The organism is Engelhardtia mirabilis, from assembly GCF_007748095.1.
GTDB lineage: Bacteria > Planctomycetota > UBA1135 > UBA1135.
In genome coordinates this window covers 5,622,020-5,641,796 of the sequence record NZ_CP036287.1, presented here as the reverse complement: position 1 = coordinate 5,641,796, position 19,777 = coordinate 5,622,020, and the positions used below count along the sequence as shown (strand labels likewise).

General features: G+C 72.0%; 13 protein-coding genes. 12 read left to right on the top strand and 1 reads right to left on the bottom strand.

The features are described 5' to 3' along the window. The first annotated feature begins 137 nt into the window (after window positions 1-137). On the top strand, window positions 138-1,535 hold the full coding sequence (locus Pla133_RS20755) for an efflux RND transporter periplasmic adaptor subunit (protein ID WP_419191790.1): 1,398 nt from the start codon (window positions 138-140) through the stop codon (window positions 1,533-1,535). Then, the gene (locus Pla133_RS20750) at window positions 1,532-4,660 is read left to right on the top strand and encodes an efflux RND transporter permease subunit (protein ID WP_145068819.1); all 3,129 of its coding nucleotides are present in this window, start codon (window positions 1,532-1,534) and stop codon (window positions 4,658-4,660) included. The genes Pla133_RS20755 and Pla133_RS20750 overlap by 4 nt, the downstream gene beginning before the upstream one ends. Here the strand turns inward: Pla133_RS20750 and Pla133_RS20745 are convergent. After that, window positions 4,620-6,686 carry a M48 family metalloprotease gene (locus Pla133_RS20745; protein WP_145168484.1) on the bottom strand — a complete coding sequence of 689 codons (2,067 nt, stop codon included), beginning with the start codon at window positions 6,684-6,686 and terminating at the stop codon, window positions 4,620-4,622. The two genes, Pla133_RS20750 and Pla133_RS20745, sit on opposite strands and share 41 nt — an antisense overlap. A 206-nt stretch (window positions 6,687-6,892) precedes the next feature. Here Pla133_RS20745 and Pla133_RS26625 point away from each other — a divergent pair, with 206 nt between their 5' ends. The 10 genes from Pla133_RS26625 (at window position 6,893) to Pla133_RS20695 (ending at window position 19,675) form a co-directional block, all read left to right on the top strand. Beyond that, window positions 6,893-7,462 carry an SRPBCC family protein gene (locus Pla133_RS26625; protein ID WP_419191789.1) on the top strand — a complete coding sequence of 190 codons (570 nt, stop codon included), beginning with the start codon at window positions 6,893-6,895 and terminating at the stop codon, window positions 7,460-7,462. A 108-nt stretch (window positions 7,463-7,570) separates the two neighbouring features. Beyond that, window positions 7,571-8,053 carry a hypothetical protein gene (locus Pla133_RS20735; RefSeq protein ID WP_145068813.1) on the top strand — a complete coding sequence of 161 codons (483 nt, stop codon included), beginning with the start codon at window positions 7,571-7,573 and terminating at the stop codon, window positions 8,051-8,053. A gap of 171 nt (window positions 8,054-8,224) precedes the next feature. Continuing rightward, a complete protein-coding gene (locus tag Pla133_RS20730) occupies window positions 8,225-9,475 on the top strand; it encodes a hypothetical protein (protein WP_145068810.1) in 1,251 nt (416 codons plus the stop codon). A gap of 4 nt (window positions 9,476-9,479) precedes the next feature. Continuing rightward, window positions 9,480-10,433, top strand: coding sequence for a metal ABC transporter substrate-binding protein (locus tag Pla133_RS20725; RefSeq protein WP_145068808.1), 954 nt, complete (start codon window positions 9,480-9,482; stop codon window positions 10,431-10,433). Continuing rightward, window positions 10,430-11,137: a metal ABC transporter ATP-binding protein gene (locus Pla133_RS20720; protein ID WP_419191788.1), complete on the top strand. Its 708-nt coding sequence runs from the start codon at window positions 10,430-10,432 to the stop codon at window positions 11,135-11,137. Before Pla133_RS20725 ends, Pla133_RS20720 begins: the two co-directional genes overlap by 4 nt. Continuing rightward, a complete protein-coding gene (locus Pla133_RS20715) occupies window positions 11,134-12,015 on the top strand; it encodes a metal ABC transporter permease (protein WP_145068804.1) in 882 nt (293 codons plus the stop codon). Before Pla133_RS20720 ends, Pla133_RS20715 begins: the two co-directional genes overlap by 4 nt. Window positions 12,016-12,114: 99 nt before the next feature. Then, window positions 12,115-12,567 carry a hypothetical protein gene (locus tag Pla133_RS20710; RefSeq protein ID WP_145068802.1) on the top strand — a complete coding sequence of 151 codons (453 nt, stop codon included), beginning with the start codon at window positions 12,115-12,117 and terminating at the stop codon, window positions 12,565-12,567. Between the two features lie 264 nt (window positions 12,568-12,831). Further along, window positions 12,832-14,193: a TolC family protein gene (locus Pla133_RS20705; RefSeq protein WP_145068800.1), complete on the top strand. Its 1,362-nt coding sequence runs from the start codon at window positions 12,832-12,834 to the stop codon at window positions 14,191-14,193. Further along, window positions 14,190-16,109: a heavy metal-binding domain-containing protein gene (locus Pla133_RS20700; protein WP_145068798.1), complete on the top strand. Its 1,920-nt coding sequence runs from the start codon at window positions 14,190-14,192 to the stop codon at window positions 16,107-16,109. Before Pla133_RS20705 ends, Pla133_RS20700 begins: the two co-directional genes overlap by 4 nt. Continuing rightward, complete coding sequence (locus Pla133_RS20695) at window positions 16,106-19,675, top strand: efflux RND transporter permease subunit (protein ID WP_145068796.1); 3,570 nt, start codon at window positions 16,106-16,108, stop codon at window positions 19,673-19,675. The genes Pla133_RS20700 and Pla133_RS20695 overlap by 4 nt, the downstream gene beginning before the upstream one ends. Window positions 19,676-19,777: the final 102 nt, after the last annotated feature.

The window sequence follows — 19,777 nt, the reverse complement described above, 5'->3', positions numbered from 1 at the left end:
GGATGCATCGAGGCCAGTCCAACTCTCCGATCCGATCGCTCCCCCGCTGCAGCGCCATTGATCTGGCGCTGCGCACTCGTCACATGCCGCCCCGGGTCCTAGAACGTGGGGCCCCGCACCGAACAGCGCCCCGACCCATGCAACGTCTCAACGGATTCCTGACCCTGGCCCTCGGCCTGGCCCTCTCGGCCTTCGCCTACTACTGGTTGCGCCGTGCACCGGAGCCCGCTCCCGAGGGCGGCGGTTCGCCGTCCTTCGTCCTGCCGGTGACCGTCGCGGAGATCCGCCGGGGGACCCTGGAGCCCTCGGTCGAGCTGGCCGGGACGGTGCGCGCGGCGCGCCGCTCGCGCCTGGCCTTCGACGTGGCCGGCTGGCTCGCCAGTGTTCAGGTTCGCGATGGCGATCGGGTCGAGGCGGGGCAAGAGCTGGCGCGGCTGGACGACACCTCCGAGCGTTTGGCCCTCGAATCGGCCCAGGCCGACCTGCTGCTCGCCCGCGCGCAACTGTCCAAGGCCGAGGCAGGCACGCGGCGCGAGGTGATCGAACGCCTGCGAGCCGACGTCACCAGCGCCCAGGCTGATCTGAAGTTGGCGGAGCTCAACGTGGAGCGGGGGTCCGAGCTGCTGCAGAGCCGGGTCGTCTCGGCCGCGTCGCTGGACACCTACGTCGCCGGCCGCGACGCCGCCGCCGGGGCCCTGGCCGCCGCCGAGCAGGCCCTGGCCGAGGCCGAGGCCGGCACCCGCGAGGAAGACCTGGTCATCGCGCGGGCCCAGGTCGGCGTGGCCGAGGCCGGCGTGGCCCTGGCCCAGCGCAAGCTCGACGAGACGCGGCTGTTCGCGCCCTGGGCCGGCTCCGTCGTCGAGCGGCTGCTCGACGAGGGGGAGTTCGCCACCACCGGCGCGGCGGTGTTCGACCTGATCGACCTGGACAACCTGGAGGTCGCCCTGGAGCTGCCCGCCGGGCTGGCGGGTCAACTGTCGAGCGGTGCCGCGGTCAGCCTGCAGGTCGACGGCCTGCGCGCCGAGCCGATCGGGGCCCGGATCGACGTGGTCATCCCGGTGGCCGACGAGCGCAGCCGCAACTTCCGCGCCCTCGTGCGACTGTCCCGCGGGGACGAGGGCTTCGACCGCCTGCGCCCGGGGCAGTTCGCCCGCGCGCGGGTCGACCTGACGCCGATCGAGGACGAGCTGCTGGTCCCCGACGACTCCATCCGGCTCGTGGACGGCGGCGAGATCCTCGTCATCGCCGAGCCGATCCCCGGCGCGGAGCCGCCCAGTGGGCCGCCCACGGGTCCGCCGACGCCCTGGCTGCGCGCCACCTGGATTCCGATCCGCCGACTGGGCTCATCCGGAGGCGAGAGCGCCGTGGTCTCCCTGGGTCCGCCCCTGGAGCCGGGCATGGACGCGGTGCTGACCGGTGTCGACCGGGCCTTCCCCGGGGTCTCCCTGATGCCCTCGGGCGGTGCGCCCGCTGCGGCGTCGGCTGACGCGCCCAATGACGCGCCCGCCGTCGAAGCCGACGGGAGCGAGCGTTGAACCCGGTCGAAGCCTCGGTCCGGCGGCCCTACACCGTCGCGGTCGCCGTCCTCTTGCTCTTGATCTTCAGCGCCCTGGCGCTGACGCGCATCCCGATCCAGCTCAAGCCGACCGTCGAGGAGCCGCGCATCAACGTGACCACGACCTACCGCGGCGCGAGCGCCCTGGAGGTCGAGGAGGAGGTCACGCGCGAGCTCGAGGAGGTGCTGCAGAACGTCGAGGGACTGACCGAGCTGGCCAGCACCTCGGCCGACGGCCTGTCGACGATCACGCTCGAGTTCTCGCTCACGACCGACACCCAGCTCGCGGTGGTCGACGTGATCAACAAGCTCAGCCAGGTTCCGCGCCTGCCCGAGCAGGCCGACGAGCCCGTGGTCCAGATCGCCAGCGCCAACGACAACGAGCGCATGATGTGGCTGGCCTGCGAGTCGGCCTACGACCCGGAGTTCATCCAGCGCATCGTCGAACAGGACGTGGAGTCGCGCCTGGAGCGGGTCACCGGGGTCTCCGACCTGTTGATCGCCGGCGGCGCGGAGCGCGAGATCCAGGTGCGGATCGACCCGGAGCTGCTGGTCGCGCGGGGTCTGACCGTGGCCCAGGTCGCGAACGCCCTCACCGCCGGCAACTTGAACGTGCGCGGGGGCACGGTCGAGACCGAGGGGCGCCAGTGGGTCGTGCGCACCATCGGCCGCGCCGCCCGGGCCTCGGAGCTCGGCGACCTGATCGTCGCGCGCACCGAGACCGGTTCGGTCCGCATGGGCGAGATCGCGGAGATCCGCGACACCTACGAGGAGCGCACGAGCTTCGTCAAGATCGACGGCAAGCCGGGCATCGCCATCGGCGTCGGGCGCCAGACGGGCGCCAACGTGGTCGACACCGTGCGCCAGGTCGAGGCAGCGCGCGCGGAGCTGAACGAGCGCTTCCGCCAGCAGGACGTGGACCTGCACCTGGCGACGGTCTACAGCGAGATCACCTACATCGACGCGGCCCTGGCCTTCGTCACCGACAACCTGATCCTGGGTTCGGTGCTCGCGGTCTCGGTGCTGTTGATGTTCCTGCGCAGCCCGCGCTCGATCCTGATCGTGGCCCTGTCGATCCCGATCTCCCTGGCGGCCGTGTTCCTGGTGCTGCTGGCGGCGGGCAAGACGCTCAACGTGATCAGCCTGGCCGGCATCGCCTTCGCCAGCGGCATGGTCGTCGACAACGCGATCGTGGTGCTCGAGAACATCTTCCGGCACCTAGAGATGGGCAAGGGCCGCGTGCGCGCGGCGATCGACGGTGGGCGCGAGGTGTGGGGCGGCGTGCTGGCGTCGACCCTGACCACCGTCGCGGTCTTCGTGCCGATCCTGATCCAGCGCGACGAGGCCAGCCAGATCTTCGGCGACATGGCCCTGGCGATCGCGGCGGCGGTGGTGCTGTCCCTGGTGGTGTCGTTGACGGTGGTGCCGGTGCTCGCGGCTCTGATCATGCCCCAGGGCGGTCGCGCGGACGATGCCGAGGCGACCCAGTCGGTGGACGAGCACGACGAGTCAGCGTCCTTGGGGCTGGTCGGCCGGCTCTACGGCGGCTTCCTCGACCGCCTGACCCAGAACCGCTTCGGTGGCCCGGCCTTCAAGCTCGGCGTGACCCTGATCCTGGGTTCGATCTCGCTGCTCGCCTTCGCCTTCACCCCGCCGGCGGAGTACCTGCCCGGTGGCAACCGCAACCTGGTGATGTTCTTCGCCGAGCCGATCCCCGGCACGCGGCCCGAGGCGGTGCGCGACAACTTCGTGCCCTTCGAGCAGTTCCTGATGGCGCAGCCGGAGTCTGCGCGGATGTTCGCGGTGATCGCCTCGCGCTTCAACGGCGGGGGCGTGGTGCTGAAGGACCAGTACGGCACCGGACCCCAGCTCGCGGACTTCCACCGGCGCATGTTCGGTCCGGCCTTCTCCCTGCCGGGCTTCAACTTCGTGGTGCCGATCCGCTCGACGCTGTTCCGCGACCCGGGCAAGCAGTTCGAGGTGGAGCTCTCGGGGCCCGACATCGCCGTGCTCGAGGACGCCTCCGCGCGGCTGCAAGGGGCCATCGGCGCCCTCGACGGCGTGCAACCCCCGGTGCGTAGCTCGCTGATCACCGGCAAGCCCGAACTGGTGGTCGAGATCGACGAGCGCAAGGCCAAGGACCTGGGCCTTGACGTGTCCGAGATCGGCCGCGTGATCGAGACGGTCGTGGCCGGCCGGCGCATCACGCGCTTGATCGAGGGCGGCCGTGAAGTCGAGGTCAACCTGGTCGCGGCCCAGACGGCCGTGTCCAACGCCGAGGAGCTCGAACGCCTGCGTTTCTACACCGACGCCGGTCGACTGGTGACCCTGGGCGAGGTCGCGAGCGTCACGCGCACGACCGGACCCCAGAGCATCCGTCGCCTCGAGCGCCAACGCTCGGTCCTGCTGACCGTCAACCTGGCCCCCGACGCCGCCCTGGAGACGGCCATCGAGTCCCTCGAGAACGACGTCTTCCCGGTCTTCAACAAGGAGCTCGGCTCGGCCTACTCCCTGGGCGTCGGCGGCTCGGCGGACAAGCTGCAGCAGACCCTCTCGTCGCTCAGCGCGGGCTTCGGCCTGTCGGTGCTGATCATCTACCTGCTCCTGGTCTCGCTGTTCCGCAGCTGGCTCTTGCCCGGCGTGATCCTGGTCACGGTGCCCCTGGCCCTGTCGGGCGGCATCGTGGGGATCGTGGCCGCGATCGCGCTGACGGGCGGCGAGACCCAGTTCGACGTGCTGTCGATGCTCGGCTTCGTGATCCTCGCGGGCCTGGTGGTGAACAACGCGATCCTGATCGTGCACCAGGCGAACAACTTCGAGCTGGACGGCATCGACAAGCGCCGGGCGTTGTCCCTATCGGCTCAATCGCGCCTGCGGCCGATCCTGATGAGCGTGATCACCACGGTCACCGGCATGGTGCCCCTGGCCCTGGGCGGTGGCGCGGGGGCGGAGCTGTACCAGGGCCTGGCGTCGATCCTGGTGGGGGGGCTGGTGGTGTCGACGCTGTTCACCCTGTTCCTGGTGCCGGTGATCCTTTCGCTCGGGCACGACCTGACGGGGATCTTCAGCCGCGGCGCCAGGCGGCGGGTTCCAGTCGTGGCCTGAGCTGCGCGGTGTGGGACGTACGGTGGGACGTACGGTGGGACGTACTGGGACGTACTGGGACGTACTGGGACGTACTGGGACGTACTGGGACGTACGGTGCCGCGATCATTCGTCCCAACCGGCGCCCGGCGAGCTCCCGCCGCAGGCGCTCGAGCTCGCCGCGACGGTCTTGCAGCGCTCCCTCGCGCTCGACGACGCGCTCCAACGCCTCGGCCTGGTCCGCGTCGCCCACTCGCCGGGCCAGGTCGGCCAGCTCCAGTGCCAGCCGCGGGTCGTCGGCCTCTGCGCCGGCCGCGCGGCGCGCGAGGCCCGTCGCGAGCAACTCGCGAGCGCGGTCGGGCTCCCCGAGGCCGTCGGCGAGCCGCCCGAGGATCGCCGCCATCCAGGCGAAGTCCGGATCCGCCCGGTCCGTCAGCGCGAGCGCTCGATCGCGGGCCGCGCTCGCGCGCGCGTAGTCCCCGGCCAGGAGCCACAGCTCTGCCAGAGCAGCCTCCTGCCAGCAGCCCTGCCGCGATTGCCGCCGCAAGTGTCCCTCGATCGCCGCGGCCAAGCGAGCGACCTCACGCTCGCTCGGCGCGTCGAGGCAGGCCCATGACAGGGCCGCCCACGGTTCGTCGGGCGACGCCCAGGCCACGTAGCGGCCCAGGTCGGACGCGGCGTCGTGCCTTCCGGCAGCTTCGAACTGCTCGGCCAGCAGTCCGGCGACCCGCGGGTCGCCACCGCCCAGGGCCAGGGCCCAGGTCGGGTCGAAGGCCCCGGCCTGGGCGGCCCGCGCAGCGAAGTCAGCGCCAGCCGTGGTCGCGATGACCGCGGCTCCGAACAGGGCGATGCCAACGCTGAGCGTGCCCCGGGTCATCCACTTCGAGGGCGGCAGGGGGCGCTCGAACTGTGGCTGCACTCCCGCGGCGACCATGCGGTCGTAGAGGTCCGGGTGGGGGCGACGGCGGTCGCCGATCACGGCCGGCAGCAAATTCGCGCGGTGGAGCGCCTCGAGCGCATGGGCGTAGGTGCCCTCGCCCGCTTGCGCCCGGGCGCCGTGTCGGTCGGCGTGTTCCTCGAAGCTGCGCAGGAGCCGGCGCGTGGCCATCAACAGCACCAGCGTCGGAACGAACGCGTAGAACGAGTACCAGACGCCGAACTGCACCCCCAGGGGCAAGGCCAGGGGCAGCGGCAGGACGGCGTACACGCGGCTGGAGAAGAGCGCGATGCGCCGGCGGCTCTCGCCCAGGTGCGCGACCTCGTGGGCCAGGATGGCGCCGAGCTGAGGGGCGTCGAGGACCTCGCGCAGGGCACCGGTCACGACCAACGCCCGCGGCGCCGGTACGACGAAGGCGTTGGCGATCGGCGCGCGCAGCTCGAAGACCATGATGCCTCGGACGCCTTGCTCTCGCGCGGCCCGCTCGACCTGCGCGGCGAGCTTTGCGTCGGCCGGCCGCAGCGCTCCCATCAGACGCGGCAAGACGAGGATGCCGCCGCGCAGCCACCAGGTCGTCGCCAGGGCGCCGCCGGCGAGGACCAGGGCCACGCCGAGGCCGAAGTGCAGGGGCATCACCAGGGCCATCGCGGCCATGATCAGCACGTGGCCCATCATCAGGCACCACAGGGCGACGTGGCCCCGCAGCCAATCGGGTCCCGCCATCGGCGTCCCGGGGAGGCGTGCCGTCACCAGACGAATCGCCGCGATGCTGGCGATCAGGGCGACGAGGAAGCCCAGGCCCGCCGTCGTGCGCGAGCCGGTCGCAGCGAGGGGGCCGCCCATCTCCCAGGCGCTGAAGCAAAGGAGGGCTGCGGCGACCATGGCCAACAGGCGCGTGGAGACCGCCAGCGGCCAGCGGCGGCGAGCCTGCTCCTGCCAGGGCGCGCCAGCGGCGCGCCGCGCCGCGCGGGCCGCGGGCCACAGGATCGGCGGGAGCAGCACGAGGGGCACGATCGTCGCCAGGGCCAGGGCGGCGGCGGGTCCGGCCCAGGGCAGCCAACTGGCGAGGTGCTCGCGAGCCGCGTCGATCACGCCGTCCGGAATCCGCACGCGAATACGATACGCGGGGTCGCGGGCCCGTGGTCGCAAACCAGCGCCCCCCGGCGCATGCCTCGGCCACCTCCACCGCCACGACTGCTCGCGTTCACGTCGGCGCTGGCGAGCTCCGTCGCCGCAACCGTCCGCTCGCGAATTCGTCGCGGACATGCCGCTGGCCCTCGGGCCGCGACTTCCGCGTGCGAGAGAGAACTCGCTCCGTGTTCTGGAAGCTCCCGTTCGGCCTCGTCCTCCTCGTCCTCTTGCTGGTCGGTGGTTCCTACCTGTTGCCCGACGACTACCACGTCGAGCGCACCGCGGTCGTGCCCGCCGCCCCCGTGGCCCTCTCCGCCACGACCTCCGACCTGCACTCCTGGCCGGAGTGGACGGCCTGGTCGACGGCGGCGGATCCCGAGGGTGCGTGGGAGTTCGAGGGCGCTCCCCGCACCGTCGGTCATCGCATGGTCTGGGAAGGCGAGGTGCACGGTCAGGGCGAGCCCGAGTTCACCTCGCTCACCGCCGTCGCGACCGCCCGCGACGGCATGGCCGTCGACCACGGCGCGTACCACTCCACCGGAGGCTTCGACCTGGTCGCAGTCGAGGACGGAACCGAGGTCGCCTGGTCCTGCGGCGGCGAGTCGGGGATGAACCCGGTGGGTCGCTGGATGACGCAGTTCTTGGACGCGATGGTCGGCCCGGACTTCGTAGCGGGGCTCGAGGCCCCGACGGCCATGTGGGCCTCTGCCGCCGGTCCGGCTGCCGGACCTGCTGCTTCCACCGAGCGGGGCTGACGGATCGAGCCAGAACGGGGAGCGGTCCGAGACGGGCCAGATCCCGGCGGGCGTGGCCATCCTCCGTGGGTTGACCTTTTGCTCCAACCCGGGGAAGATCGTCGCACCGTGGTTCCGCGATCCGAACGCGTGGGGTACGCCCTGCGCTGCACCCTCTCCGTCCTGCTGCTCCTGGGCGTCTTCGTCGCTGGGCCGGGACACCAGCTCGTCCACGTGCTGGCGGGCGAGACCGGCCACGGTAGTTCGGGCCACGGGAGCTCGGGCCACGGGAGCTCGGGCCACGGTAGCTCGGGCCACACGGGCTGCGACGCGAGTCCTGCCCACGACGCCGCGCTCGCGGCCGAGGACTCGGTCCGCGGCGGACCCTCGAGCGAACGGGTCGAGCCCCGCCACGACCCGGACCACGAGCACCTGTTTCCCGACGGTGCCTGTGCCCTGTGTCAGTTGGCCCTGGGGCTGCCGAGCGCCGCGATCGTCAGGGCCAAGGTGTCCGACGCGGGGATGGCGGCCCCGATCTGGCCGTCGACGGGCATCCACGCCGTCGTTCGGGATCGGTCGCGCTCCGAGCGCGGCCCACCGCAGGTCGCCTGAGACGTCGTCGACCCCGCGAGCCCATCGAGCGCTGCTCGGTGCGGGTCCGGGGTCCAGACGCTGTGCTGCGCGATCGTCAGGCGGCCGGGCCATCCGGACCGAGCCGGACCGCCGTGCGCGCACGGCTCCCCATGCCGCTCAGGCGCTCCGCGGTCCGCGATCCCGATTCACGTGCACACCGACAACTACCGCTCCGACTCTGTCCCGCGTCCCTTCTTCCTCCTGACCCTGCCCGCGCTCCTGGCCGCACCGGCAGCGGCCCAGGGCTCTGCGTTCCAATCGCCCGGGATGCCGCCGCCCTCGTCCCTGGGCCAGTCGGACCGCTTCTCGAGCGACTTCAATCCCGCCATCGGCGCGGCGATCGACGGCTTCGCGAGCTACCTCGACGCCGACGGCGCGGGCGACGGGTTCGACCTCGAGTTGCGCCTGATCGAGGTCAACCTCGCGGCCAACGTCGACCCGGACCTGTGGGCCTACATCGTCCTGACCAGTGAAGGCGGGGAAACGGTTGCGGTCGAGGAGGCCGCCGTCCAGTACACGGGCCTGGATTCGAACCTGACCTTCAAGGCCGGCCGCTTCTTCGTCGACTTCGGCAAGCAGATGCAGCAGCACCCCGAGGAGCTGCGGACCCTCGAGCGGCCGCTGGTCTTGCGCGAGTTCCTCGGCGACGAGTTGGCGGGCACTGGCGTGCAGGCCGACTGGTGGACGCCCCTGGGCGACGCCACGCCCCTACGCCTGTCGCTGGCGGCCTTCAGCAGCCTGGCCGGTGGACACGGTCACGGCGAGGAGGACGGCGAGGCGGGTCCCGAGGCGTTGGCGCCGGGCCAGAAGCAGTTGGACGAGTTCTCGCTCACCGCCCGCGCGACGTTCATGCACGAGCTGTCGGAGAGCAGCGTGCTGCAGTTCGGCTCATCCCTGCGGCACTTGCCGGACTTCTACCTGGAAGACGACGCCAACCCGGTCGCCAGCGCCGAGGGTCTCTCGAACTCGGTCTTCGGCGTCGACCTGACCTACGGTTGGACCGACGAGACCGGCCTGCGGGGGTTGACCCTGGGCGGCGAGTACCTGGTCTACGACGGCGACCTGGCTGCGGAGCTGGTCGACCCCGACATGACCGTCGACAGCGGCGACGAGAGCTTTGCCGTGTTCGACGACAGCGTGCAGGGCTACTTCGCCTTCGCCGACTACCGCCTGTCCCCGCAGTGGTCGACCGGCGTGCAGTACTCCTGGTCGGAGCTGCCCGAGGGGCCGAACCTGGAGGCGCAGGAGTTCGACTCGTACCTGACCTACCACGCCACCGAGTTCCGTCGCCTGCGCCTGGGGTTCACGCTCGGCGATAGCGACTTGGAGGGCGACACGAGCCGCGTCTACCTGCAGTTCACCGCCTTCATCGGCGCACACTCCCACGGCCTCAACTGGTGATCCGATGACCAAGCAGCAATCCATCCTCCTGGCACTGGCCCACCTCGCTCTCGCCGGTCTGGCGGCGGCGACGCCGGGCGCAGACGAACCCCTGCGCGTGCTCGCCACGGTCAAGGACCTGGGCTCGATCGCGTCCGAGATCGGCGGCGACCGGGTCGAGGTGACCTCGATCGCCCGCGGTACGGAGAACGTCCACTCGGTCGCCATCCGGCCCTCGGTCCTGGTCGCGGCCAACCGTGCCGACGTGTTCCTCGAGATCGGCCTCTCGTTGGAGCACGCCTGGGTCCCGGGCCTCCTCGAGCGCGCGCGCAACGCTCGCATCCAACCCGGCGCGCCGGGCTTCTGCAACGCGTCGGTGGGCTTCGAGGCGATCGAAGTGCCCGACGCAGTGGACCGCGGCCGCGGCGTCGACATCCACCCCGAGGGCAACCCTCACCTCAACCTCGACCCGGCGGCTGGTCGGCACTTCGCGGGCCGCATCCTGGCGACGCTCGTGGCGGTGGATCCCCAGCACCGCGAGGACTACGAGCTGCGCCACGCACGCTACATCGAGCGCCTCGACGTGGCCGAGGCCCGTTGGCGCAAGGCTCTGGCGCCCCTGGCGGGCCAGGTGGTGGTGACCTACCACTCGGAGTTCAACTACCTGCTGCGCGCGGCCGGGGTGGAGTCGGCGGCGGTCCTCGAGCCAAAGCCCGGGATCCCGCCCACCCCCGCGCACCTGGCCGAGGTGATCCAGTTGATGCGCGACCGGGACGTGCGCACGGTGCTGACCGCCAAGTGGTCCAACGGACGCAGCGTGCGGAAGGTGGCCGACGCAGTCGGTGGCGCCGTCGTCGAGCTTCCGACCATGGCGGGTGGCGTCGAAGGAGCCGACACGTGGATCGCGTCCATGGACGCCGCGGTCGGGGCGCTCGTGGCGGCTCTCGCACCGGTCGAGGAAGGGAGCCGCGCGCCGTGACGGGTGCGCCACTCATCGAGCTGCGCGGAGCGAGCCTGGGCTACGGATCGACGCCGGTCTTGACCGGGGTCGATCTCAGCCTCGCGCCGGGCGAGCTGCTCGGCGTCGTGGGGCCCAACGGGGCCGGGAAGACGACCCTCTTGCGCGGGTTGCTCGGATTGCTCGAGCCCTTGGCGGGAACGCGCAGCGGCAGGCCGCGCTCGGCCTACGTGACCCAGCACGAGCAGCTCGATTCGCTCTATCCCCTGACAGTCGCGGAGCTGGTCGCCCAAGGCGGCTTGCGTCCGCGCGGTGCCTGGCGCCGGCCGCGGCCGGCGTCCGCGCCGGCCGTGGTCGCGGCACTCGCCGAGGTGGACCTCGTCGCGGCCTCGCGGCGCCCCTTCTCGACCCTCTCGGGCGGCCAGTTGCAGCGCGCCCTTCTGGCCCGCGCGCTCGTGGCCGCTCCGGAGCTCCTGGTGCTCGACGAGCCCACCAGCGGTGTGGATCCCGAGTCCGCGGATCGGATCCTGGCCCTGGTCAGCCGACTGGTGCGCGACGCGGAGCGCGGGGCCGTGATCGTGTCCCACGACCTCCCGCGACTCGCGACCCACGTGGGTCGTATCGCCATCGTGCGCGACGGCACGGTGCGCCTCGCGACGGCTCGCGAGCTCGGCGTGGACCAACTCCTGGCGGCGATCGCCCCCGCCGGGGAGCCGTCCGCATGAGCCTGCCCCTGATCCTGGAGCTGTTCGGCCCGGCGATCGTGGCCACCCTGCTCGCGGCGCTCTTGTGCCCGGCCGTCGGAGCGCTGCTCTTCGTGCGCCGTTCGGCCTTCCACGGGGTGGTCCTGCCCCAGGTGGCCGCCGCCGGAACCGCGGCGGGCTTCGCCGTCCTACCCTGGTGGACCCTGCACGTGGGCCTGGCGGGAATGACCACCCTCGAGGCGGTCGACAGCCCCCACGCCCTGGCCGGCTACCTGCTGGGCTGGGCCTTCGCGGGCACCGCTCTAGGTCTCGGCCTGCTGCACGCCTTCGGTCGGCGCGAAGGGGCCGATCCCGCCCGCCTGGCCGTGTTGTTCGCGGTGGCCAGCGCGCTGACGACCCTCTGCGCCCTGTCGGCCCCCGTCGGCGGAGAGCGCATCGACGCCATGCTGAAAGGCGAGATTCTGACCCTCGACTGGCACGCGGTCGAAGTGCTCGGGGGCAGCTATGCCCTGGTCGCCCTGCTCCTGGCGCGCTTCGGGCGCGAGCTCTGGCTGGTGGGGCTCGACCCGGAGTTGGCCCAGGTCCTGGGTTTCGACCGTCGCCGGTTGGAGTTGATCTGGCTCGGACTGGTCGGCATCACCGTGGCGATCGGCTCACTGCTCGTTGGACCGGTGGTGCTCTTCGGCCTGCTCGTGATCCCGCCCCTCGCAGCGCGGCAGGTCGCCCGATCACTGCGCGGCTTCCAGGTCGTGGCGGTGCTGCTGGGGTTCGCCGGCGCCGTCGGTGGGCTGGCCCTGTCCTTCTGGGCGGACTGGCCCCTGGGCCCGAGCGTGGTCGTGGCCTGCGCGCTCTGCCTGCCCCCGGCCTGGGCCGAGGGGCGGCGTCGGCGCTTGCCCTGAGGCTCACGGACGGGCGCGATTTCCGGCCGCCACCGGGACCTTTTGGATCCAGTTCGACCGATAGGCATCCTGCCGCCGTCTAATCGCCCAGCCTCGGCCATGAAGACCCACTCGCTCCGCAGCCTCTCGATCGCCCTCCTGGCGGTGCTCCAGCTCGTGCTGGCGCCCCTGGGCTCGATGGCGCACTGCTCGGCCGCCGCAGAGGGCCGGGATTGCTGCTGCGCGCACACCGCCCCCGAGCCCCAGCCGAAGTCCTGCTGCTCCAGCGCCCACGCCACGGGTACCCGTGGTGGGGACTTGCCGGGAGCGAAGTCCGCGCCGACTGGCCAGGACCGCCGCGAGCCCTGTGGTTGCACCATGGACGGAGCTCCGACTCCCCCGGTCGCGGAGGTGCAGGTCTCGACGATCGCGCTCGGACATCACCTGGCGCCCGCGCCCGGAGCGGCGTCGTGGTTCGCGACTCCGGGTGCGTCGGTCGGGCGGCTGCTGCGCCTGCGACCGCCGGGTGTCGATCCACCGCGTTACCTAGCGTTCCGAGTCCTGCGGCTTTGAGCGGGCGCCGACTGCGCTCGATGCACCCTTCGCCGCCGCGCGAGCGGTAGGTGGGGGCCTGGTTGCGGCCGCGATCAAGACGCGGCGTCAGCGGGCATCGAGTGCGACCCGAGTGTGCGAGGACCACGGCCAGCGGACCGCGCTGCGCAGGCCCCCTCGCTACGAACCCTGGCGTCACCTCGAGGGCTCCCGCACCGCCGCCAACCCGTCCAAGGCGCGACCGGCGGCGACCGACGGGCCCCTCGCTCCCCTTGGACCGAGCCGATGACCCGCAACGCAATCACCCGCGCGACCCGCCACACGCGCATCGCAGTCCTGCTGCCCGCCCTGGCCGCCTGTGCCAGTGCCCCTCGATCCGTACCCGGTCCGGCTCCCGAGCAGGTCCCGATTCGATCGACCCGAGCGCCGGCGGTCGCGCCTCCGGCGGCGGAGGAGTTCGACCCCGCCTCGGCCACCCTGGACGACTACGTGCGCTACGCCCTAGGGCACGATCCGGGCCTCTTGGCCGAGCTCGAGCGCGCCGACGCCGCGCGTGAGCGGGTCGGCTCCGCTGCCCAGCCGCCCGACCCCAAGTTGATGGTCACCGAGTTCGTGGAGCAGATCCAAACGCGCACGGGCCCCAACCGCCGCCGGGTCGAGCTGACCCAACCCTGGCCGTGGTTCGGGACCTTGGACGCGCGCGAGGCGCTCGCCGATCGGACCGCGTCCTGGACCGAGTCGTCCGCCCGCGCGCGAGCGGCGCGCACGGTCGAACGGGTCGAGCGTGCCTACCACGAGTACGCCTTCGGCGCGGTGGTGGCTCGGTTGCTCGAGGAGAAGGTCGTGCTGCTCGAGAACCTCGCGTCGGTGGTCCAGTGGCGGGTGGAGGCGGGGGCCCCCCAAGAGGACTGGCTGCGCCTGGAGATCGAGGTCGCCGAGCTCGAGGCGCGCGCGCAAGCGGCGCGCGAGCAGCTCGTGTCCCAGCGCATCGCCCTCTCGGCCGCCGTCGGCTGGTGGGGCGAAATTCCGCCCCCCGAGGCCGTCGAGCCGGCGGCCATGGAGCTCGACCACGCCGCCCTGGAGGCGATGGCGATGGATCGCAGCCCGGCCCTGCGGACCGCCGCGGCCGGGTTGGAACGCGCCCGGGCCCAGGGCCACCTGGCGGACTTCGCCGGCCGACCGGACCTGGCCTTCAGCCTCGTGTGGCTCGACGTCGGTGACGCCCTCGACCCGGCGCAACCCGGAAGTGGCGATGACCCCATCGGTCTGGGCGTCAGCATCGGGCTGCCCCTGTGGCGCGGCAGCTACAGCGCCCAGCGACGGGCCGCCGAACACGAGATCCGCGCGGCCCGCTACGCGATCGACGACCGGCGCGCGGAGCTGTCCACCGAGCTGGCCGACATCCTCTACCGCCTCGAGTCCGCGGGGCGTGACCTGGAGCTGGCACGGGATCAGCTGTTGCCGCGGGCGCGCGAGGCCTATGACTTGGGCCTGGCGTCCTACCAGTCGGGCGAGGGTTCGCTGCTCGACCTGTTCGAGTCCGAGCGCAGGGTGCTCGGCTACGAGGTCGACCGCTGGCGCGCCGCCCGCGACGTCCACATCCAGCGAGCTCGCCTGCAGGCCCTGACGGGAAGTGACCAACCGTGAAGATCGTGCGCACACTCATCGCCGCGGCTGCGGCTGTAGCCCTGTTCGCCCTGGGACGCTGGTCGGTCGGGCCCGTCGCGCCGCCGCATCAGGATCCGGTGGCGGCCAACTCGCCGGCAGCCGAGTGGACCTGTCCCATGCACCCGCAGATCTCAGCGCCCCAGGCCGGAGCCTGTCCGCTGTGCGGCATGGACCTGGTCGAGCGCGGCGCCATGGGCGGTGGCGGCGACGCCGTCCGACTCGGCCCTGACGCCGCCGCCCTGGCCGGGGTCGTCACCGCCCCCGCGGTGTGTCGCGCGGTCGAGTTCGAGCTGCCCCTGTTCGGCCGGGTGGAACTCGACGCCTCGACGGTGCGCTCGATCACGGTCACCGTGCCCGGGCGCATCGAGCGGCTGTTCGTCGATTCGGTCGGCATGGAGGTGAACGTCGATGACCACCTCTACGAGCTCTACAGCCCCGGCCTGCTCAGCGCCCAAGCAGAGCTCCTGTCCACCGCCGAGCGCTTCACTCGGGCCGCGGCCGGCGAAGCGGGCTTCATCCTCGAGAACTCCGAGCGAGCCTACACGTCGTCGCGCACCAAGCTGCGCCTGTGGGGCCTGTCCGAAGAACAGGTCGACGAGATCGAGCGCAGCGGCGAGGCCAGCGACCGGGTCGAGTTTCGCTCCCAGTTCGCCGGCACCGTCGTCGAGCACGGAGCCTACGTGGGCGACTACGTGCACTCCGCGGGTGAGCTCATGCGTCTGGCCGACCTTTCGCACCTGTGGGTCGTGCTCGAGGCCTATGAGCGCGACCTGCCCTTCCTGCGCTATGGTCAAGCGATCGAGTTCGAGGTCGATGCTCTTCCCGGCCAGGTCTTCACGGGCACGATCTCGCTGATCGAACCGACCGTCGACCGGGTCTCGCGCACGGCGGCGGTGCGCGTGCACGTGCTCGATCCCGAGCGAGTCCTGAAGCCCGGCATGTACGTCCGCAGCAGAGCCCTGGTCGCGCTCGATCGCGAGGGTCACGCGCGCGGGCCCGACCTGACGGGCAAGTGGATCAGCCCCATGCACCCCGAGATCGTCGCCGACGGTCCCGGTCAGTGCAGCGTGTGCGGCATGGACCTGGTTCCGGCGCAGGAGTTGGGGCTCGTCGGTGGGGGCGAAGGCACGCCGCTGGTCGTGCCGACGTCGGCAGTGCTGACCACCGGACGGCGGGCCTTGGTCTACGTCCACGAGCAAGACGGCGACGCATCCCTCTACCGCCCGCGCGAGGTGCGTCTCGGGCCCCAGGCGGGCGACAGCTACGTGATCCTCGAGGGTCTCGTCGAGGGGGAGCAGGTAGCCGTCCAGGGCGCCTTCCGGCTCGACAGCGAGATGCAGATCGCCGGGGGTCACGGGCTGCTCTCGCTGCCCTCCGAATCGATCGATCGCGAGCCGTCCCGTGTCGACCGCGGCATGGACGGGCCCATGGACCCTGCCCGCGTCGTGGACCCGGGGCACGGCAGTCCGCTGCGGCACGCCGAGCTGTGGACCGACTACTTGCGAGCGTCCGCGGCCCTGGCCGCCGACGACGGCGAGGGTGCGCGCGCGGCATTCGAGGCACTGGCGACGGACGCGAGGGCCGCGCAGGCACCGGACGACCTCGAGGCGGCGCAGCTCGGCGTGATCGCGGGAGCCTCCGCCCGCGCGGCCGGTGCCAGCGCCATCGCCGACCAGCGCGCGGTCTTCGACGAGGTCTCCGAGGCCGCCCTGTCCCTGATCGAGCTCGCGGGCAACCGCGGCGCGGCGACCCTGCGCGTGGCCTTCTGCCCGATGGCCTTCGACAACCGAGGCGCGCGCTGGATCCAGGGTCCCGACGGACCCCTGGCCAACCCCTACTTCGGAGCGTCGATGCTGCGCTGCGGCGTCATCGAGCGCGAGGTCACCCGCCCGTGACCGAGCGCCAGGAACGGCCCCTCGCGCCGATCTTCGCCTGGGCGCTCGAGAACCAGTTGGTGGTGGCGCTCTTGACCGGCCTGGTCGCGGTCTGGGGGCTCGTGGTCGCGCCCTTCGACTGGGACCTGGGCGAGCTGCCGCGGGATCGGGTTCCGGTGGACGCGATCCCCGACACGGGCGAGAACCAGCAGCTCGTGGTGGCCGACTGGCCCGGGCGCTCGCCGCGCGACGTCGAGGACCAGATCACCTATCCGCTGACGATGACGCTCCTGGGCGTCTCCGGCGTGGAGAGCGTGCGGTCGAGCTCGATGATGGGCCTGTCATCGATCGCGGTCATCTTCGACGAGCAGACCGACTTCCAACTCTCGCGCACGCGCGTGCTCGAACAGCTCGCGAGTCTCGACCAGGCCACCCTACCGCCAGGCGTGCGGCCGCGCCTGGGGCCCGACGCCACGGCCATGGGCCAGGTCTTCTGGTACACGCTCGAAGGTTGGAGCGTGGCGACCGAGGGCGCGCCGAGCCGGCCCGCGGGGGGCTTCGGCTTGGAAGAGCTGCGTTCGATCCAGGACTGGGTCGTGCGGCCGGCCCTGGCGGGGGTCGAGGGCGTGGCGGAGGTGGCCTCGATCGGCGGCTACGTGCGCGAGTACCAGATCGAGGTGGATCCCGACGCCATGCGCGCGGCCGGCGTGACCCTGCAGCAGGTCGCCGCCAGCGTGCGGGCCAGCAACGTGGACGTGGGCGCGCGCACGGTCGAGCTCAATCGCGCCGAGTACGTGGTGCGCGGCCTCGGGCTGGTCGAGAGCGTCGCGGACCTCGAAGCCGTGGTGGTCAAGAGCACCGACAGCGTGCCGGTGACCCTGCGCGAGGTCGCTCGGGTGTCGATCGGACCGGCCCTGCGCCGGGGCGCCCTCGACAAGGGGGGCACGGAGGCGGTGGGTGGCGTGGTGGTCGTGCGCTACGGCGCGAACCCCATGGCCGTGCTCGAGCGGGTCAAGGCGCGCATCGCGGAGCTGGCCCCGAGTCTGCCGCGCAGCGCCCTCGCCGACGGCACGCAGACCCAGGTCCGGATCGTGCCCTTCTACGACCGAACCGAGTTGATCGGCGAGACCCTGGGGACGCTCGAGCGCGCCCTGCGCCAGCAGATGCTGGTCACGGTCGCCGTGATCGTGTTGCTCCTGGCGCGCCTGCGGGCGGCGGTGCTGGTGGCCGCCCTGGTGCCCTTGGCCGTGCTGGTGGGCTTCGTCGGCATGCGCCTGTTCGGCGTCGATGCCAACGTCGTCGCCCTTTCCGGCATCGCCATCGCGATCGGCACGCTCGTCGATGTCGGCATCGTCGTGACCGAAGCGGCGATCCGCCAACCCGCCACGGGCCGCGGTCTGGCCCACGCGCGCAGGGCCGTCGGCCGCGCCCTGGCCGAGGTCGGCGGCGCCGTGACCACGGCGGTGCTCACGACCGTGATCGGGTTCCTGCCGGTATTCGCGATGCACGGCGCCGAGGGCAAGCTCTTCGGGCCCCTGGCCGCGACGAAGACGATCGTGCTGGTGGCCTCGATCGCCCTCGGACTGGTGACCCTGCCGGCCATGGCCGTGGTGCTGTTCGGTGTCGGTCCCTGGCCGGACGCCGATCGCAGGCGTCGGCCCTTGGCGCGCCTCCTGGGACCGATCCTGGCCCTGGGCGTCGTGGTCCTCCTGGGCTCGGACTGGGCGCCTCTGGGGCCCCATCGGCCGATCGCGGGCGGGCTCGCGACCCTGTGCCTGTTGGGCCTGCCGCTGCTCGGATTCGTGCTGCTGCGCGCGGGCTACGAGCGGATCCTGCGCTGGTGCCTGGCCAACAAGCTCGCCTTCCTGGCCCTGCCCGCGGCATTGGTGGCCTTCGGGGTCACGGCGTGGCTGGGGTTCGAGCGTAGCTTCGGCTGGCTGCCGTCGGCCGTCGTGCAAAGCAGCCCCGCGCGCGCCCTGGCAGCGCGCATGCCCGGCTTCGAGCGCGAGTTCATGCCGCGCTTGGACGAGGGCGCGTTCCTCCTGATGCCGGTGACCATGGCCCACGCCTCGATCGGCGAGGCGCTCGACCTGTTGCAGCAGGCCGACCGGCGCGTGCGCGCGATCCCCGAGATCGAGGACGTGGTGGGCAAGATCGGCCGCGTCGAGAGCGCCCTCGACCCCGCTCCGATCGGCATGGTCGAGTCCCTGGTCACCTACAAGCCCGAGTACCGGCTCGACGAGCAGGGCCGTTCCGTGCGCCAGTGGCGCGACGAGATCCGCACGCCGCGGGACATCTGGGACGAGGTCGCGGCGGCGGCGATGGTGCCGGGCTTGACCACGGCCTCGATGCTCCAGCCGATCGAGACCCGGCGCATCATGTTGCAGACCGGCCTGCGCGCCCCGATGGGCGTCAAGGTGCTGGGGACCGACCTGGACGAGATCGAGGAAGTCGCCCTGAAGATCGAGGGTCTGCTCGCTCAGATCGAGGGCGTGGCGCCCGGCAGCGCCTTCGCCGATCGAGTCCTGGGCAAGCCGTACATCGAGATCGACCTCGACCGCGAGGCCCTGGCGCGACAGGGCCTGTCGGTGCGCTCGGTGCAGGACGTGATCGAGACGGCCCTGGGCGGCGTGACGCTGACGACCGTGATCGAAGGGCGCGAGCGCTACCCGGTCAGCGTGCGCTACCCGCGCGAGCGCCGCGCTTCGATCGAGGACATCCGCAGGATCCTCGTCGGCACGCCCGCGGGTGGCAGCGTGCCACTCGGGGAGTTGGCGCACCTGCGCTACGAACGCGGACCCCAGAGCGTGCGCGGTGAGGACGGCTTCCTGCTCGCCAACGTGATCTTCGACGCCGCGCCGGGCATCGGAGCGGTGGACCTGGCCGAACGGGTCCAGGCCCGCTTGGCGGCGGCGGTCGCGGAGGGTCGATTGACGCTCCCGCCCGGCCTCTCCTACCGACTCGCTGGCGAGTTCGAGAACCAAGTGCGCGCGTCGCGCACCCTGCGCTTGGTGTTGCCGATCGCACTGGCGTTGATCGTCGTGCTCTTGCACCTGCAGCTGCGCTCGCTGCTCACGACGGCGATGGTCTTCAGCGGCGTCCTCGTCGCCTGGGCCGGAGGTTTCGCCCTCCTGTGGCTCTACGCCCAGCCCTGGTTCCTCGACCTGCCGCTCTTCGGCGCCAACCTGCGCGAGTTGTTTCAGGTCGGACCGGTGGCCCTCTCGGTCGCGGTCTGGGTCGGATTCCTCGCGCTGTTCGGGATCGCGACGGACGACGGCCTGTTGATGGCGACCAGTCTGCGCCAGGAGTTCGACCGGCGTGAGACGACGGAAGTGGCGCAGGTGCGTGAGGCCGTCGTGGCCGCCGGACTGCGTCGCATCCGTCCGTGCCTGATGACCAGCGCGACCACCGTGCTGGCGCTGATCCCGGTCCTGACCTCGACCGGCAAGGGTTCCGACATCATGGTTCCGATGGCCATTCCCACCGTCGGTGGCATGGTCGCGGTGCTGCTCAGCGTCTTCGTCGTGCCGACGCTCTACTGCCTGCGCGTCGAGCTGCAAATGGCCCTGGCCCGATCGCGGGCGTGAGCACAACGATCAAGGTGCCAGCGTTCAGGGCGTCGGCCGGCGAAGGCTGATTGTGGGTGGTCGGAAGGACGGGGTGTCCTATGGCTAACGCATGGCGCCGGG